The following is a 15,678-nucleotide window of genomic DNA, read 5'->3' as shown; positions in this document are numbered from 1 at the left end:
ATCCTGTCAGTCCAGACCCAGAAGGGCGTACACACCTAAGGCACCAAAAAGCAGATTGGGCATCCAGGCCGCAAAAACAGCCGGAAGTACGCCCCCATGACCCAGCGAAAGGGAAAAACTGTAACAGACCCAGTACAAAAAAGCGATGCCGATACCATAGCCCATGCCAATGGCCATATTGTTCTTCATGGCAGGCCGCAGACTGATAAATACAGCAAGGAAACACAGGGCCAGACTGGCAAAAGGAAAGGCGGTCTTTCCAAAAAAATCCACGCGATACCCTGTCACATCATAGCCTTCCTTCTGGATCTTGTGAATATAGTCCCAGAGGAAACGAATCCCCATTTCTTCGGCCGCTTTTCGGATACGCTCAAAATCTTCTATGGTCAGTGCAACCGGAACATGCAGGGATGCATAACTCTGGCTGGTGAAACTGCCCGTTTCCGGGTTCATTTCCTGCACCAGGACCTTTTCAAGCAACCATCCGTCAGCCGTAAAAAAACCCCTCTCCGCCAGAATCCGCCGCTTCGGCAAAAATACGGCTTCTGTCACTTCGTGAATGCGCACCCCCTGCAACTGCCCTCTGTCCAGATCCACCTGACGGATGGAAATAAAAAAATCATCCTGACGGATCCGTATGTTTTCCTTACGCTTTACCTTGATACTGGCGGGGCTCAGTTCGTTGAATCGTATGGCATTCACCTCGGAGGCAGCCATGGGCGCCACCGTATCGGCCATGAAAAGTCCCAGCAGACTCATACCGACAGATCCAATCAGAACAGGACGCAGCAGAACCCAGGGACCTATTCCCCCTCCTTTAAGGGCAATCAGCTCATTGGAACGGTTCACCAGACCCAGCACGGCGAGAACACTTAAAAAAAAGCACAGAGGTAAGAGCTGGGCAATTTCCCTTGGAAGCCTCAGGGCAATATAGGTTACAGCCCTTGGCAGGGAGAGACCGGCGGCAAAAAATTTATCCGCATTGCTCAGATAATCCACCACAACAAAAATAACGGAAATAACAAGGAGGATCATTAAAAAATACCGCAATATCTCACCGGCAATATACCGGTCCAGGCGGGTCATGCCTTCCTCCTTCCATAGCGGAGAACAGCAGGGAGAAGGGGTTTTTCAGCCGCCACCCGTACAAGCAGCCAGACAGCCAGACACCCCAGCACAATATTGGGCAACCATATGGCAAATCCGGGAGGCAGCATACCGCTCTCCCCAAAGGACCAGCCCATGGTCAGCAGCGTGTAATACAGCATAAAAACCAGCAGGCCGCTGCCAAGCCCTGCGGAACGCTTTCTGTCCATGGAACTGATGCTCAGGGGAAAAACCAGAACTCCCAGCACAAGGCAGGCCGCTGGCAGTGAAAATTTTTCATGAATCTTGATCACAGCCGCATTGTATCGTTTGCTTCCTTCAGGAAGCCCTGCCGTATAGGTCCTCAGTTCGTAAAAACCCATTTCTTCTTTATCTTTTGGCTTCCGGGCCATGGCCTCTGCTTTTTCACGGGTAAGATCCAATGTCAGATCATAGCTTTCAAAGGCGGTCACATGAACCTCCTTCTCACCATCCTCCCCCCGGAGAATCACGCCATTAACCAAACGGAGAAGGGCCACTCCCGTGTTGCCGTCCATCTGCAGACGGCCCTCAGGGGCCATAACCGTTCCCACCCCCTCCTCTCTGTAATCCTCAACAAAAACATTCCCAAGCTTCCCGCCTGTGCGATCAACTTCCCCCGCATACAGGGTTACCCCTGAAAACATGTCGTTAAAAACCATGGGCTTTAAGGCCATGCTTCCGTGCTCCATGGCCAGCCGCGTGATCAGCTGCCGGGACTCAAGCTTACCCCATGGCAGCCCGTACAGTGTCATCAGGGCAGTAAGAAGGGCCGCAAGCAGACAAAACACAACCACAGATGGCAGAAACCGCCATATGGTGTACCCTCCCGCCTTGAGGGCGAGGATTTCCCTGTCACCGGACATGCGCAGAAAGGTAACAAGAACTGTCATCATTACAGCCATAGGAATGGTAAACTGGAGGAAAAAAGGAGCCGCATAGGCCAAAAGCCTTGCCACGGATCCAAGGCCCGTTCCATAATTCACGACAAGATCGGCTATTTCAAGAAGTTGTGTGACCAGAAAAATAAAGGTGAAAAAAAGAATGTTCAGAACAAATGGTAACAGCATCTGAGAAAAAAAATAACGATCCACTCTGCGCATACAAAAGGTCCTTCCCACCCATATCCATGCCATCACCCCTTTCAACTAGAAGAGCTGGAACTGTCAGTCCCTCCGCTCCAGGATAAGATGGCGAGGGCCCTGTTCCTAACCTTGTAACGAATTTACAGGATCCGCACAAGTAAGGCAGCGGCCTTATTTCCATGGATTTTTCCGCAACCCCCAAGAACAGCGTTCAAAACATAGAATTGACAAATCGCAAAAAGATGTGTTTTATATATAAAAACACCGTACCTACCAATTACCCTATCCAGGAGATTTCCTATGTCGGCTTTTGCCCAGCCCCCATCCCGCAAAGAAAGGGAATTTGTACAACGGCGGGAATCCATACTCAATACAGCTCTGGATCTTTTTGCAAAAAAGGGCTTCCATAAAGTGTCCATGAGTGAAATAGCTAGGGATTCGGAATTCTCTGTAGGTTCTCTCTATAATTTTTTTCCAAACAAAGAAGCCCTGTACAAAGCCATGATTCTCGAAAAAACGGGAGAAATGTGTCGGCAGCTGGAAGATGTGGCCCGCTGTGATTTGGATGATTTCACAAAAATATGCCTGTGGGTGGCCAAAAAAATTGACCTTTACAGAGAAAACATAGGAATATTTCGGCTTTTTCTTTCCGAAACCCTTGGTATCAATGCCATTGTCAGATCTCAGATTTCCATGCTCCTCAAAGAAAAACAGCACAGGCTACGTAAAGATCTGGCGGCTCTTTTTGCCGGCGCCATGGAAAAACAACTGCTTCCTCCCATGGGGGAACCCATTGTTCTTGCCATTGCTCTGGACGGAATCTGCAATTCCCTGCTCAGTGCCGAAGAAGAAATCAGCCTCCCCAATCCGGTAGAAGCAGAAACCGTTCTTACGATATTCTTTGCCAGTCAGGATCTCCCCAGAGAGAAAATGATCCATCAGCCAACAGTACAACGTCGGAATCATCCTGCCATACCTGCCCTCTCCCGGGCTTTCAAAGCCTGAAGTTCACACCACTCTTTACCTTCCATCCCATTCAGGATAATCAAGATACCGATCAGCCGTGGAGTCATCCAAAAAGGCAGAAACCCTTATGTCCTAACTATATCCGGAGTTTCCATGTCCCTGCAGGATCATTACGCAAGCATTCGACCCGGCATCTTCGCCTTTATTCCGAAATACAGGGCACCCGGTCAGAGAGGACCACTGCCCCCCATAATCGGAACGGGTTTTCTCGTACGGGAAGACGGCCTGGCCATGACCAATGCCCATGTTATCAATGCTTTCAGGGAAGTTTTCCGGCCTGACGGCATTCCGGATAGCGACTGGTGCATACAGGGGCTTTTTCTGGTCAGAGATAAGGCGGCAATGATGGCCTTACGCATTGATGTGGCAGCCGTCCTCCGTATGGACACCCTGGCCAAGGATGCTGATTCCACAAAACAGGCTCCGGATATCGGCCTTGTACACATGGCCGTTTCGGAAACGCCCTTTCTCGACCTTGAGGAACATGCCGACCTGCAGGAAGGAATGACGGTAGCCACCGCAGGGTTTCCTTCCGGGAAAAGGGCTCTGGAAAGCCCCGCTGGCATTCAGCTGGGACCGACCCTTCAAAAGGGCATCATCAGTGCCATCATCCCATTCCCCAAGCCAAAACCATCGGCTTTCGCCATCAGCGTCATGAGCCACGGCGGAGCCAGTGGATCGCCTGTTTTTGATCCCCATACGGGTAAAACCCTGGGGCTCCTTTTCTCAAGCCTGCAGGATGTTGGCGTTCTGGATCAGGGAACCGCAACCTATGCCATGCCCACCTCCATCACCTATGCCGTACCCGGCCACTACCTTGTCAGTGCCCTTTCCATGGCTCCCTGCCAGCTGCCCTGTCACCCATCATTCAACAACAGAGTCAGAGAGCATAAAAACAATCCGGACATTGCCTGATGGAATCCGCACTTCGCAGACAGACAAAATCCAGGGCAGGACACTCCTCCATCACTCCCATTTCTGTCATGCAAAGAAAAAATCTGTTTAATCCCTGAATGTGGGAGGGCGGCAGATCATACTGCAGGCACCGGAAATAGGCAGCTGCCACCCCGGGATCCAGACCCTTTTCCTTAACGGAACGCCGGGCTATGGCGGCAAGGGATTTCTCCCCCTGAGCCATGGATGACAGAAACGCAGCAATGACCTTTTGCACGGCAGCAGGCCTTTCCTCCAGCACACTGCGGCGCACGGCCCATACACCAAAAACAAAAGGAAGGCCCGTCATTTCCTTCCACATACTGCCCAGATCATACACCCATGGGAATACTGCAGACCAGTGACCGCAGAGTGCGGCGTCTCCGATAACCAGGCCACCGTCCAAGCCCCTAAGATCTTCCTGACTCCTCACCCGGATGGTGTCCAGAAAGCAATGCACGCCGACCATGGAGAGAACATAGCGAAGAAGATGCGCTGCAGAGGCAGATTCCCGACTCAGCCCCAGCCTGGCACCGTGCAGCTCATGAATGGGCCGTTTACTGACCAGAAGCACACTCATCACAGGACCATCGCAACCGATACCCAGCCCGGGGAGCAGAAGCCAGTGCCGGTAATTCTGCCCGTAGGCAAAGGCTGATACGGCCGACACATCAAGCTCACCCTGTTCCAGCATCCGGTTCAGTTCAGCAGGAGGAGCCGTATGAACCAGAGTGTCCGGCGGCGGACCCCAGAGATCAAATCCGTGATAAACAGGCCATACATTCAGATAGTCGATACGGCCGATACGAAGGGGAGAGGTCATCCGTACACCTCCCGCTCCCCTTTCCCCTCAATAAAATCACCCACAGGATCATTACCGTCCGTATCCACAGCCATGAAACAGGACCGCTTACCCGGCTCAAGGGAACCATAGGCATCTGCAATCCCTAGAGACTGCGCTCCGTACAGACTGGCCATATTGAGGAGAAATGCAGGCTCCAGCCAAGACCAGCGCCTGGCGGCAAAGGCCAGTTCATGGACCATATCCAGACAGGGTGTACTGGCAAGGCTGTCCGTACCAAGACAGGGTCTCAGGCCAGCATTCACCATAGTGGCCAGATCCGGCAGCATGCCATGGAGATATACGTTACTTCTGGGACAGAGGCACACGGATGAACCTTTATCGGCAACCAGCCGAATATCTTCGGCTTCTGCCTGCAGAAGATGAACACAAAGGGTTCCGGGCCCGATGATTCCAAGATTTGCCGCATAACGGACAGAGGATATACCGGGTAAAGGCCAGCCAGAAATATCCACTCCGCGACTTTCCAGAAATTCTGTCCACGAAGCATTCTCTCCACAGATAAATGCTGTTTCACCTGTGGATTCGGCCAAATGAATGGAAAAGGGCAACCCCGCTCTTCTGGCTCTTTGGTGCAGGGCCTGGAGAACAGAAGGGGCTGTGCTATGGGTTGCATGACCGGCAACACTCCGGCTCAGCCCATGGGTAACATTTTTTTCGGGTACTGTATCCATCTGTCTGCAGCCAACAGCCTCATGAAAAACCACACCGCCAAGTGTGGACGCGCAGCACTCTGCCTCCGAAACTCCCAGAGTTGCAATGTCTCCTACAGCAGCAGTTCCCCGCTCCTTCATGAAAGCAATCCCCTTACGGACACCCATCAGAAGTTCGTCTCTGGTGCAATCACTGCGTGCCGCCATCAGCCGCTTAATCCAGAGCTCAAACCCTCCCCGTGCATCCACAAGGCCTGTAGCCGTAAGCTCCAGATGGGTATGGGCATTCACCAAACATGGGAAAAGAGCTTTTTCTCCATGATCCTGTACATCCCAACCCGAAGGAGTACGACCTCGTCCCATATCCAGAATCCGGCCACCGGCCACCTGCAGCCAGGCATTTTCCAGAACCCGGCCACCATTCTGCACGATTATCCGGGCTCTGTGCACCTTTCTACCCGCATCTTTCATGATCTACCTGTAAAAATCAGATGGTTTCATGCGAATTGCATTCCGCATAGCGATAAAAACAATCCCTCTCCACGGCTTCAAATCCGGCATCCCGAATCAGCCTCTGAATGGTTGTCAGAGGCAAGCGATAGGAAACACCCGCTGCTGCCACAACATTTTCTTCAATCATTGTGCTTCCCATATCATTGGCACCAAAAAACAATGCTGTCTGGGCAATTTTGTCCCCCTGAGTCACCCAGGATGCCTGAATATTGTCAATGTTATCCAGATACAGCCGGGATAAAGCCAGAACCTTCAGATACTCCACAGCCGTAGCCGATTTGCCTTCCATACGGGTATGAAGAGGTTGAAAAGTCCAGGGGATAAACGCCGTAAACCCTTGGGTTTCATCCTGTAACCTGCGCAGGCGTTCCATGTGCTCAATAATTTCCGCATCCGTTTCCAAATGACCAAACATCATGGTGGCAGTGGTCCTGAGCCCAGTTTCATGGGCATCTTTCATTACGGAAAGCCAGCGGTCCGTAAGACATTTGCGGGGAGAAGCTTCCAGACGGACCCGATCCACAAGAATCTCCGCCCCTCCTCCCGGTATGGAATCCAGGCCTGCCTTAACCAGTCTCTGTATGCATTCTTTATCAGAAATACCTTCTTTATCCGCGTAATAGGCAATCTCCGGGGGTGAGTATCCATGCACATGCAGACGGGGAAAATGCACCTTCAATTTTCGGAGAAGGGACTCCTGCCACCGGATATCAAGATCCGGATGCATGCCACCCTGCAAAAGAATCTGCCTGCCTCCCATGGCAAAGGTTTCCTCAATTTTCTGAAAAAAGGCCTTATCATCCAGCACATAGGCACCCTGCTCAGCCCGATCTTTGTAGAATGCGCAGAACCGGCAGCCGGAAACACAAACATTGGTATAATTGATGTTGCGGTCCACAACATAACTGACCTTTGGCCCATGGCGCAGGTTGCGTACCGCATGGGCCGATGCCCCCAGATCAGGAAGTGCTGCATGGCGCAGCAGGTAAAGCCCCTCCTCTTCTGAAAGACGATCTCCGGCAACAGCTTTATCCAAAAGCTTGTCAGATAAGGTTTCCATGGCTCTCTCCGCTGATCGGGTTATAAAAACTGTCTCTTTCGACCGGAACCATACCGGCGCTCTCGATGAGGTACATCAGGGCTTCACGGCTCATTCCTTTCGGCGAAGTAGCTCCTGCCGTATGGGTGATGCGCTCTTCAACGATGGTTCCGTCCATATCATCTGCTCCGAAATAGAGAGCTGTCTGGGCAAGCTTTTCACCCAGCATGACCCAGTAAGCCTTAATATGATCAAAATTATCCAGAAGCAGCCGGGACACGGCAATGGTGCGAAGATCGTCTACCCCGGAAGTGGGTGGCAGGTGGGCAAGAGGGGTATTGGCGGAATGAAAGGCCAGAGGGATAAAAGCAGAGAACCCCCCTGTTCTGTCCTGCAAATCCCTAAGGCGCAGCAGGTGTTCTACCCGTTCCTCATGGGTTTCCAGATGGCCGTATAACATGGTGGCATTGGTGGGGATTCCCTGATCATGAACAGTTTCAATAATTTCCAGCCAGCGTTCACTGGTAATTTTTTTAGGAAAAAGGGCTTTATGAATGCGGTCATTCAGCACTTCGGCCCCTCCGCCCGGCATCATGGCAAGACCGGCCTCTTTCAGACGCAGCACAACTTTCTCTATGGAATAACCAGTTATTCCGGAAAGGTAATCCAGCTCTACAGCCGTAAAAGCTTTGATAACCGCTTCAGGGCGAACCTCCCTGATAAGAAGAAGCAGATTTTCAAAATACTGGAAATCAAGTCGGGGATTCAGCCCGCCCACCATATGGATTTCCCGTATGGACTCCGATGCCCGGCAAGTCAGCTGGTCCCTGACTTCTTCAAGGCTGAGAGTATAGGCTTTCGGATCTCCCTCATTTTTTGCATAGGCGCAGAATACACAGCGATTTCTGCATACATTGGAGTAATTGAGGTGCTGGTTCCGGATAAAAAAAGCCTTAAGGCCATGACGTCGCAACCGCTCCCTGTGGGCCAGAAGCCCAACTCCATTCAGGTCAGAACTACGGTAAAGAACCATGGCGTCTTCAAAATCAAGGCGCTCACCGGCTGTTATTTTTTCGGCTGTTTTCCTCAAAAGAGGATCGGATAGGCGCATGGGGACTCCTTACACTTTGTGACCGGTCGGTCATATATTTTTCATCCTCATACGCCACTCCGCAGCAAGTGGCAAGAAAAAGATCCGCAGCACCTTTCCTTTCTGAACTGTCTTCTTCCCAGAAAAAATACATTCGCCAATTGATACATGCTGGCTTTTTTGCTAATTTATAAAAATTAGGATATCAGTGCTGTTACTTAATTTATGCTTCACCTGAAAACAGGTTTTTTCCGATGGAAGACCGTTAACACGTATAGAGTCTGTTAACAAACCTGTCACACAGCTGGCGCCCATCCCCTGTCATCTGTTTCACGCTCCCCCAGATAACCGGAGACGAACATGATCGACCTCAAAAAAATGAGTTTTCTCATCGTGGATGACATGGATAATATGTGTCGATCCATCCGGAGCATGCTCAAAATCCTTGACTACGGCAGCAGTTACCGCCTTGCCGGTAATGGAAAAGAGGCGCTTCAGCTTCTCCGCCAATTTTCCGTAAACCTTGCCATTATAGACTGGAACATGCCGGTTATGACCGGCATAGAGCTGCTGGACAGCATCCGGGCAGACAAAGAACTTAGAGATATGCCCGTCATTATGATCACAGCAGAAGCCAACAGTGAAATCGTAGCCGAAGCCGCGGAATCCGACATCGACGCCTATCTGCTGAAGCCCATTACGGTGAAATCCCTCGGCTCCAAAATCGAAAAGGTTGTGGAGAGAGCCAATAACCCTCCCCCGGCCCTGAGTCTCCTCAAAGAAGTCCGCAACCTCATGGAGGCCCGGAAGTTTGATGAAGCCATTCCTATATGCAGAAAAGCCATTGAGGCTGACCCAACCTCATCCCGACCCATCCGTACTATGGGAGAAATCTTCTTTAAAAACGAAGAAATTGATCTTGCCGAACGCTGGTTTGTCAAAGCTGCGCAGATGAATCATCTGGATGTCTTTTCCTTCCACCATCTTGGCGACATTTACCTGCGGCGCAATGACCTGGACAAGGCTTTCCGTTTTTATGAGAAAGCCATGAAAATCAGCCCTCGCCATGTGGACAGGGCCATCAATTTCGGCAAAGTTCTGTTACAGAAAGGAAAAGTCGACAAGGCCGGAACGGTTTTTGAAAATGCCGTTCGGCTCTCCGGAAGCCCAATGGAACTACGAGAAGATGTGGGCAGATCCTGCCTGAATGCATGTGCCTTCCATGCAGCCATCAACCAGTTTGAAGTGATTCTCAAGCAGTTTCCCAAGCGGTTTGACATCATGAAAATGATGGGCATAGCTAAAAGCAGCACCGGCAATGATGAGGAAGCCCTTGCCCTGTTCCTCAAGGTCGCGGAAAAAGAGCCCGATGATTTTGACCTCCATCTACGCATTGCAAAGATTTATGTGACGATGAAACAGACCTTCCGGGCCGAAGAAATACTGCAAAAACTGCAGCGTATGGACCCGGAACACCAGGAGGTTCGTCGCCTCATAGCCAAAAACCTCTGATCTGCGGAGTTTTCCATGCACAAAGACCAAAACATATTGGAAACCCTTGCCCTCATCACAAGCATCTCTAGCAGTGCCAGCCTGGATGATCATCAGAAGCTTCAGCATCTGCTGGAAGCCCTGTGCCTTCTGGTTAAAACAGAAAAAGCATCCATCATGTTCAAACGGGGCAACCGGTTTCTGGAAGTTGTTGCCTCCACACGACCTGAAATCATAGGACTCCGCCAGCCCGTAAGCTCCGACAGCCCTTCTTGCTGGGTTATCCGTAATAAAAAAGCCCTCTACATGGACAAAGACACCCTAAACCCTGGCATTTCCTTCAAAGGCGGCTATAAAACCGATGTTTTTTTTCTGGTACCCATTTTTTCAGCCAACAGGGTAATGGGAGTCCTCTCCATGACGGATAAAGAAGGAGACGGCAGCTTTTCCGTTAAGGACAGGGAAATCATTCTTCAGCTTGCCGGTCTCATTATCAGTGCCATAGAAAATCATCGCCTGAATGAGCGCCTCAAAAAACAGCGCCGCCAGCTGGAAAAAAAGAATAAACAGCTGCGGGAATATGAAAGGATCCGCCAGGAATTTTTCAACCTCCTTGTCCATGATCTCAAAGCGCCCATTGCAGAGGTTGTGGCCAATCTGGACATCCTTTCCTACACCACAAAAGAAGACAACCTCTCCTTTGTGGAGGCCGCCCAGTCCAGCTGTGAAACCATGTTCCGAATGATATCCAACCTTCTCGACATTACCCGGCTTGAAAACAAAATGATCCAGCTCATTCCAGAACGCCTGGAGGCAGCCGATCTACTGAAAGAAGCGCTGTCCATGATCCATGGACAGGCCAGAATCAGACAGATATCCATCCGTAACGCCATGGAATCCGAGGAGACTCCCTCTCCTCACTTTATCGGTGACCGGGGCCTTCTGCTGAGGGTTTTTCAGAACCTGCTTACCAATGCCATTGCCCATTCTCCAGATCAAAGCACCATCACAGCAGGATACTGGACAGAAAACGGCACCATTCTTTTTTATATTGATGACGAAGGGCCAGGCATTGCCCCGGAAAACAGAGAAAAAATTTTTGATAAATATATGCAGATAGGTAACAGAAACAGAACCCAGGGCCATTCCACCGGCCTCGGGCTCAACTTCTGTTATCTCGCCATAAAGGCCCATAAAGGAACCATTTTTATGGTCGCCAGTGAAACAGAAGGCAGCAGTTTCCGGTTCACCCTGCCGGTGATACAGGAGATAAAGGATTTTTATTAATTATTTTTGCGGATGGGGGTAAAAACCATTGCCTTTTTTCTGCTTTCATGATTTGGGTGACCCGTCGACAGAATGGTATGACAATGGAAAGGTCCGAATCATAAAGGCCCCATAGAGCAGCTGAATTTTATATCTCTGAAACCGCAACTCCATTTTTTGTCAAAGCAGGAACATTCTACCCCTACAGTCCATAAGGCTGCATGCGCTCACTTGGACTACGCCCCTGAACCGATCAGTGCTTTTACCGGACGCCCGTAACAGCAGATCCGCTTTCGCTTAAGGTACAGAACACAAAACAAAGACCCCGGACAAAGGATCTTTTTCTTCATCGTACAATCTGTGATTACAATGTAACATAAAATCATTACGCTCAACTTATGAAAAAGGAGTTTTTGATTGTCAATGAATATCCAGACACATCAGAGCATGAACACCCAGCTCTGTGGTACTCCCGAACGGGTAGAAAACGGCACCTCTCTCTTATCCATGCAGACACTGGACTGTATGGTGGCTGATTCCAGCGGGCTGATCCATGGTGGTTTTCTTTTCGGACTTGCGGATCATGCTGCCATGCTCGCAGTCAACCACCCCAATGTTGTACTCGGAGAAAGCTCATGCCGTTTTCTAAAGCCCGTTGTACTGGGAGATAGCATCACAGCAGAAGCCAGAATACTCCATTCCAAAGGAAAAAAACATGAGGTGGCTGTCTCCCTCAGGGTGGCTTCCAAAATTGTTTTCTCAGGCACATTTATCTGTTTTATACCGGAAAAACATGTTCTCTCTAATGGAGCCGGTCCGGCATAGCCCAAAAAATGGCAACCGAAATCCCATACAGCCATCCAGAACACAATGGTTACCCGCCACGCAATAAAGGTTTTTCCTTTACGGAAAAACCTTTATTATTCCATTCAGGCAACAATATATTGTCGCATCATGCTTTCCGCTTGACTCTCCGGACAATCTTACGCTTTTTCTTCTTTTTACGCTGATACTCCTCCGGATTAATCCGTTCATCCTGCGAGTAGTCACAGGTAGCCCTCGGGCACTTCAGCCCCTCCTTTCCATCGGCCGAAGTAAAGGCAATAAGGAAAGGATTGGCACATGTGGGACAGGGATAATGAAAGGGTTGCGACCAGCTGATAAAATGACAGCTGGACTGACTGCAATCATAGAAAACTTTCCCTTTTTCGGTTTGGTTTTCCTGCAACTTCCCCGTTTTGCACAAAGGGCATGTAAGGGCCAGCGTTTCTTCAAAAGCCGCAATCCTAGCCTCTATATCTCTATCATCCATAACTTCTTCAAGAGATTCTTGGTTCTCTTCTTCAGGTCTTCCGACATCCGTTTCCGGAGGCAGAAAAGCCTCTGAAGGTGCGGAAGCCTCCTGCACAGAAACCGGCTCTGGGTCAAAATCCGGAACAGCGACCTCTTCATTATCGGAGGAAGCGGGAGGCTCCTCAGATGATGGGGCAAGCTCTTCCTCATCGGGTACCTCCGTAACAGGATCCGCCAAAAGAACCCCGGTCTGGACTGGGACTGCGGAATCTTCTGCCAGCGATTCATCGGCTGACTCTTCCATTTCTGAAAGTTCTATAACCGGGGACGGGACAGAAAAATCTTCTGCAAAAGCATGAACTTCCGAGGAAACAGGAGAGACCAGCTCCTCCTTTTCACCGGAACCGGAAGAAGGTGCCTCTGGGTCCTCATCTTCATTCCTGTCTGGAATAAAAACCTCCCGTATCTGCAACTCTTCAGTTCGAGAAGCACCCCGCTGACTTCGCAGGCGGCTTAGCTTCTGCAGCACATTCCGGTTCCACTCCGTGGAAACAGCCCTCTTATCCCTCGTAACGACGGTCCCTTTTTTCGGATTTGCCACTCTGTCCCTGGAGAGCTCCGATACCTGGCCTGCCAGCGAATGCATTTGCAGAGTCTGCAGAAAAAAGCGTTTAGCATCATGCAGATCCTTACGGTCTGACACCACCTCGTCAATGGTCTGCACCACATAAGCCACAAAATTCATTCCCTGCATACCCGGGAAAAGAGTATTGATCACCTGAAGCATTTTATGAGCCAAAGGCTCGGGTTTCAGAAAACCGTCCTCCGTCTCCTTAACAAGACCGGAGTTGAGCAGGGGCTCAAGCCCGCCCATAACTCCTGAATCGGCTCCCAAACCAATCTCGCGGATATCAAGAAAAAAACTATCCCGCGTATACCGCAGTGGTGGAGAATCAGAAAACTCATCTCTTTCCGACTCCCTTTCCACAAACAATACCAAAGAGACAATGGTGGCAATATTCAGAACAAGCCCCGCCGGCAGGGCATCCATGTCCAGAATTGTAGTAATATGCTCCCCAAGGACCTCATCAAAGTGGGCACGTACTACCGTAAGAGCATCTGTGGAATCAGACATATAAGAACCTCGTTCCATGGAACCCCATCAAGGAATCCGGGTATCCTGTGTTCAGATCAGGAAGTTTCTGAAGAATGGCGGGAATCAGTCTGTGATCCTGTTTCTTCGTTCTCCTCACCATCGTTAATTTCTTCAAGCATATCCACAAGATCAGAAGGGACCTCTCCTGATCGGATACGCGGCTCCATGTCCGGCAGATCCTCTTCTTCCGTTCCTTCTTCATCACTTCCCGAAGCAGAAAGGTGGATACACTCCCCCTTACGGTCAAAAACAACATCAAGGGTAATTTTCACGTCAAAGGAAAGTTTATAGGCAACCTTTCCTTCATGCACCACAATATCTCCTTCACGGAAATTCACATCGTCCTGCAAACCGATTCTGTGTTTTTTACGCAGAAGTGTTTCAATGGCGGACCAGTCCAGTTCCGCAATAATGGTATCCATCAATTCCCGTTCACTGCTTTGAATTACACTGGTATCACTGACTTTCACAGATCCACTCCTTTTCTGATACAGAAAGCGGCCGTCATCCCTTATACCACACATCAGGGGGGGATCCTTGCAGCATCCTGTTCTCTTTATTTTTACAGAAACCTCCCTATCCACGCCGCAAGCATACCATAGGATTTTGCGGAAGGAGACAGGATATCTTCATAAAAAACAGGTTTTCCATTTAACTCCGCCCTGGATACCAGAGGATCTTCCGGAACGGGGAACGGTGCCATTTTGGCTCTAAATAAACTGAGAGCAGGACCGGAAAATATGCGGGACAAAGACTGTTGAGGCCTGACACGTACAGGTATCATGCCAAGAAGTGGCAGTGCCTGCTGCTTTTCCCTGCGAACCCACTCCAGCAAACCAAGGGTAGGTCCCAGACGGTCAAAGGAACTGGCGTCAAGCTGCAAAGGAATCAGCCCTCCACGGGCGAGGAAGAGGCCAGCTCTGGTAAAAGCCGAAAAAGCCGAAGGTGTATCCAAAAGAACAACCATATCCGCAGGCAACGACGTAAGAATCGTTTCTATTTTTTGACAGATCATGGGCCATGAAAGATCCTCTTCCGGAAATCCAAAATCCGGAGTCAAAAAATAAAGACCCTTGATGACTTCATCCTCTGCCATTTCATTTCCAACAGACAGGGAAGAGGACCATCCTTCATGGCAAGCGGCAGCCGGAGGAAAAACGGCAAGCACCTGCTTTCCGGAAAGAGCCATGGCTGCGGCAATATTTCTCACCGTTGCAGTTTTACCCGTATCTCTGTTATGATTAATAAAACAAAACACAGAATGCATGACCGAAGATACCATAGAAGCCACCTTTATATAAACATCAAAATAAAGATCCCTTTTCTGCCTCTAAGCCCTTTCCCTTTTTACGGGGGTTCCATGAATCTGAATCTGTCCCTTAAGGGTATTGATCAGGCCCTTGACAATCTTCCCTACCGCAATCCCAACACACCCAAGTACCGCCTGATCATGACCATCCGTAAACACTTTACATCCGACGCTGATCTCGCGCTTATACCAGATCTTGCCATGGAGACCTTAATACCGGACATCTGGGAAACCGGAAATGACCAGCAACATATCCGCAGCCGCAGAAAAAATTTTGCCAGTCTCCGCACAGCCATCAATGCAGATCTAAAAAAGATGATGGAGGAAGGGCGCAATCCCGAAGGCGTTATCATAGGGAAAAACAACACCTTTGAAATGGCCGACACCATGCGGGAAAAAATACTTCAGACCGTTTCGGGAATGGTTGCTGGAGGTGGGAGCCAGATATCCATATCCCATCTGTATGAACTTCTCGGCCTTGTGAAGGATTTTCTTAACCGCCGGGAAAAAGGTATTGACGATCCGGAAGGCAAAGAACTTCAGGAGCTCAAAAAACTGCTCGAAAGTATCGATAATGCAGACAAACCTTCCACGGAAGAAATACCCGAAGATCATAGCGGCACAGAGACAAAGGATCAAGAAGAAGTAATCCCTGATTCCACGGAAAATATGGAAGAAACACAAAGCATCGAGCTTGCTGACGATGAAGAACTGGTGGATCAGGAAGACATGGAAGAAACACAAAGCATCGAGCTTGCTGACGATGAAGAACTGGTGGATCAGGAAGACATGGAAGAAACACAAAGCATCGAGCTTGCTGACGATGAAGAACTGGTG

The 15,678-nt window shown here is 49.8% G+C and carries 14 protein-coding genes and 1 pseudogene; 6 read left to right on the top strand and 9 right to left on the bottom strand.

Annotation, left to right across the window (positions count from 1 at the left end):
* Positions 1-6 precede the first annotated feature (6 nt).
* Both lptG and lptF read right to left on the bottom strand, forming a co-directional pair.
* Positions 7-1,086 carry an LPS export ABC transporter permease LptG gene (gene lptG, locus OOT00_RS08840; RefSeq protein WP_265425012.1) on the bottom strand — a complete coding sequence of 360 codons (1,080 nt, stop codon included), beginning with the start codon at positions 1,084-1,086 and terminating at the stop codon, positions 7-9.
* Positions 1,083-2,228 carry an LPS export ABC transporter permease LptF gene (lptF, locus tag OOT00_RS08835; RefSeq protein WP_265425011.1) on the bottom strand — a complete coding sequence of 382 codons (1,146 nt, stop codon included), beginning with the start codon at positions 2,226-2,228 and terminating at the stop codon, positions 1,083-1,085. The genes lptG and lptF overlap by 4 nt, the downstream gene beginning before the upstream one ends.
* A 282-nt stretch (positions 2,229-2,510) precedes the next feature.
* On the opposite strand from lptF, the gene OOT00_RS08830 reads away from it, so the two are divergent.
* Both OOT00_RS08830 and OOT00_RS08825 read left to right on the top strand, forming a co-directional pair.
* Positions 2,511-3,215: a TetR/AcrR family transcriptional regulator gene (locus OOT00_RS08830; RefSeq protein WP_265425010.1), complete on the top strand. Its 705-nt coding sequence runs from the start codon at positions 2,511-2,513 to the stop codon at positions 3,213-3,215.
* A gap of 114 nt (positions 3,216-3,329) precedes the next feature.
* A complete protein-coding gene (locus tag OOT00_RS08825) occupies positions 3,330-4,151 on the top strand; it encodes a S1 family peptidase (RefSeq protein ID WP_265425009.1) in 822 nt (273 codons plus the stop codon).
* Here the strand turns inward: OOT00_RS08825 and OOT00_RS08820 are convergent.
* Genes OOT00_RS08820 through mqnE form a run of 4 tightly spaced genes read right to left on the bottom strand, consistent with a single transcriptional unit; the run spans position 4,117 to position 8,347 of the window.
* Positions 4,117-4,992 (bottom strand): menaquinone biosynthetic enzyme MqnA/MqnD family protein, encoded by an 876-nt coding sequence (locus OOT00_RS08820; protein ID WP_265425008.1) that lies wholly within the window; start codon positions 4,990-4,992, stop codon positions 4,117-4,119. The genes OOT00_RS08825 and OOT00_RS08820 overlap by 35 nt on opposite strands.
* Positions 4,989-6,155: an amidohydrolase family protein gene (locus OOT00_RS08815; protein ID WP_265425007.1), complete on the bottom strand. Its 1,167-nt coding sequence runs from the start codon at positions 6,153-6,155 to the stop codon at positions 4,989-4,991. Before OOT00_RS08815 ends, OOT00_RS08820 begins: the two co-directional genes overlap by 4 nt.
* Before the next feature lie 16 nt (positions 6,156-6,171).
* A complete protein-coding gene (gene mqnC / locus OOT00_RS08810) occupies positions 6,172-7,257 on the bottom strand; it encodes a cyclic dehypoxanthinyl futalosine synthase (RefSeq protein ID WP_265425006.1) in 1,086 nt (361 codons plus the stop codon).
* On the bottom strand, positions 7,241-8,347 hold the full coding sequence (gene mqnE / locus OOT00_RS08805; RefSeq protein ID WP_265425005.1) for an aminofutalosine synthase MqnE: 1,107 nt from the start codon (positions 8,345-8,347) through the stop codon (positions 7,241-7,243). The genes mqnC and mqnE overlap by 17 nt, the downstream gene beginning before the upstream one ends.
* Positions 8,348-8,686: 339 nt before the next feature.
* On the opposite strand from mqnE, the gene OOT00_RS08800 reads away from it, so the two are divergent.
* The 3 genes from OOT00_RS08800 to OOT00_RS08790 all read left to right on the top strand — a co-directional run bounded on the left by OOT00_RS08800 (position 8,687) and on the right by OOT00_RS08790 (position 11,908).
* The gene (locus OOT00_RS08800; RefSeq protein ID WP_265425004.1) at positions 8,687-9,838 is read left to right on the top strand and encodes a tetratricopeptide repeat protein; all 1,152 of its coding nucleotides are present in this window, start codon (positions 8,687-8,689) and stop codon (positions 9,836-9,838) included.
* Positions 9,839-9,853: 15 nt separating this feature from the next.
* Positions 9,854-11,104 (top strand): GAF domain-containing sensor histidine kinase, encoded by a 1,251-nt coding sequence (locus OOT00_RS08795; protein ID WP_265425003.1) that lies wholly within the window; start codon positions 9,854-9,856, stop codon positions 11,102-11,104.
* A 402-nt stretch (positions 11,105-11,506) separates the two neighbouring features.
* Positions 11,507-11,908, top strand: a complete 402-nt coding sequence (locus OOT00_RS08790; protein WP_265425001.1) for a PaaI family thioesterase — start codon at positions 11,507-11,509, stop codon at positions 11,906-11,908.
* Positions 11,909-12,035: 127 nt separating this feature from the next.
* Here OOT00_RS08790 and OOT00_RS08785 read toward each other — a convergent pair whose 3' ends face one another.
* The 3 genes from OOT00_RS08785 to OOT00_RS08775 all read right to left on the bottom strand — a co-directional run bounded on the left by OOT00_RS08785 (position 12,036) and on the right by OOT00_RS08775 (position 14,814).
* The gene (locus OOT00_RS08785; protein ID WP_265424999.1) at positions 12,036-13,511 is read right to left on the bottom strand and encodes a type I DNA topoisomerase; all 1,476 of its coding nucleotides are present in this window, start codon (positions 13,509-13,511) and stop codon (positions 12,036-12,038) included.
* Between the two features lie 56 nt (positions 13,512-13,567).
* Positions 13,568-14,002 (bottom strand): hypothetical protein, encoded by a 435-nt coding sequence (locus OOT00_RS08780; RefSeq protein ID WP_265424997.1) that lies wholly within the window; start codon positions 14,000-14,002, stop codon positions 13,568-13,570.
* Positions 14,003-14,094: 92 nt separating this feature from the next.
* Positions 14,095-14,814, bottom strand: a complete 720-nt coding sequence (locus tag OOT00_RS08775; RefSeq protein ID WP_265424996.1) for a ParA family protein — start codon at positions 14,812-14,814, stop codon at positions 14,095-14,097.
* A gap of 78 nt (positions 14,815-14,892) precedes the next feature.
* On the opposite strand from OOT00_RS08775, the pseudogene OOT00_RS08770 reads away from it, so the two are divergent.
* Positions 14,893-15,678 (top strand): annotated as a pseudogene (locus OOT00_RS08770) (hypothetical protein); the annotation flags it as partial.

This window comes from Desulfobotulus pelophilus (assembly GCF_026155325.1).
GTDB classification, from domain to species: domain Bacteria; phylum Desulfobacterota; class Desulfobacteria; order Desulfobacterales; family ASO4-4; genus Desulfobotulus; species Desulfobotulus pelophilus.
This window is presented reverse-complemented; position numbering and strand designations above follow the sequence as displayed.

Coding starts and splice junctions, on each gene's coding strand:
- lptG (WP_265425012.1), bottom strand. CDS start 1,086: ATGACCCGCCTGGACCGGTATATTGCCGGTGAGATATTGCGGTATTTT.
- lptF (WP_265425011.1), bottom strand. CDS start 2,228: ATGCGCAGAGTGGATCGTTATTTTTTTTCTCAGATGCTGTTACCATTT.
- OOT00_RS08830 (WP_265425010.1), top strand. CDS start 2,511: ATGTCGGCTTTTGCCCAGCCCCCATCCCGCAAAGAAAGGGAATTTGTA.
- OOT00_RS08825 (WP_265425009.1), top strand. CDS start 3,330: ATGTCCCTGCAGGATCATTACGCAAGCATTCGACCCGGCATCTTCGCC.
- OOT00_RS08820 (WP_265425008.1), bottom strand. CDS start 4,992: ATGACCTCTCCCCTTCGTATCGGCCGTATCGACTATCTGAATGTATGG.
- OOT00_RS08815 (WP_265425007.1), bottom strand. CDS start 6,155: ATGAAAGATGCGGGTAGAAAGGTGCACAGAGCCCGGATAATCGTGCAG.
- mqnC (WP_265425006.1), bottom strand. CDS start 7,257: ATGGAAACCTTATCTGACAAGCTTTTGGATAAAGCTGTTGCCGGAGAT.
- mqnE (WP_265425005.1), bottom strand. CDS start 8,347: ATGCGCCTATCCGATCCTCTTTTGAGGAAAACAGCCGAAAAAATAACA.
- OOT00_RS08800 (WP_265425004.1), top strand. CDS start 8,687: ATGATCGACCTCAAAAAAATGAGTTTTCTCATCGTGGATGACATGGAT.
- OOT00_RS08795 (WP_265425003.1), top strand. CDS start 9,854: ATGCACAAAGACCAAAACATATTGGAAACCCTTGCCCTCATCACAAGC.
- OOT00_RS08790 (WP_265425001.1), top strand. CDS start 11,507: ATGAATATCCAGACACATCAGAGCATGAACACCCAGCTCTGTGGTACT.
- OOT00_RS08785 (WP_265424999.1), bottom strand. CDS start 13,511: ATGTCTGATTCCACAGATGCTCTTACGGTAGTACGTGCCCACTTTGAT.
- OOT00_RS08775 (WP_265424996.1), bottom strand. CDS start 14,814: ATGGTATCTTCGGTCATGCATTCTGTGTTTTGTTTTATTAATCATAAC.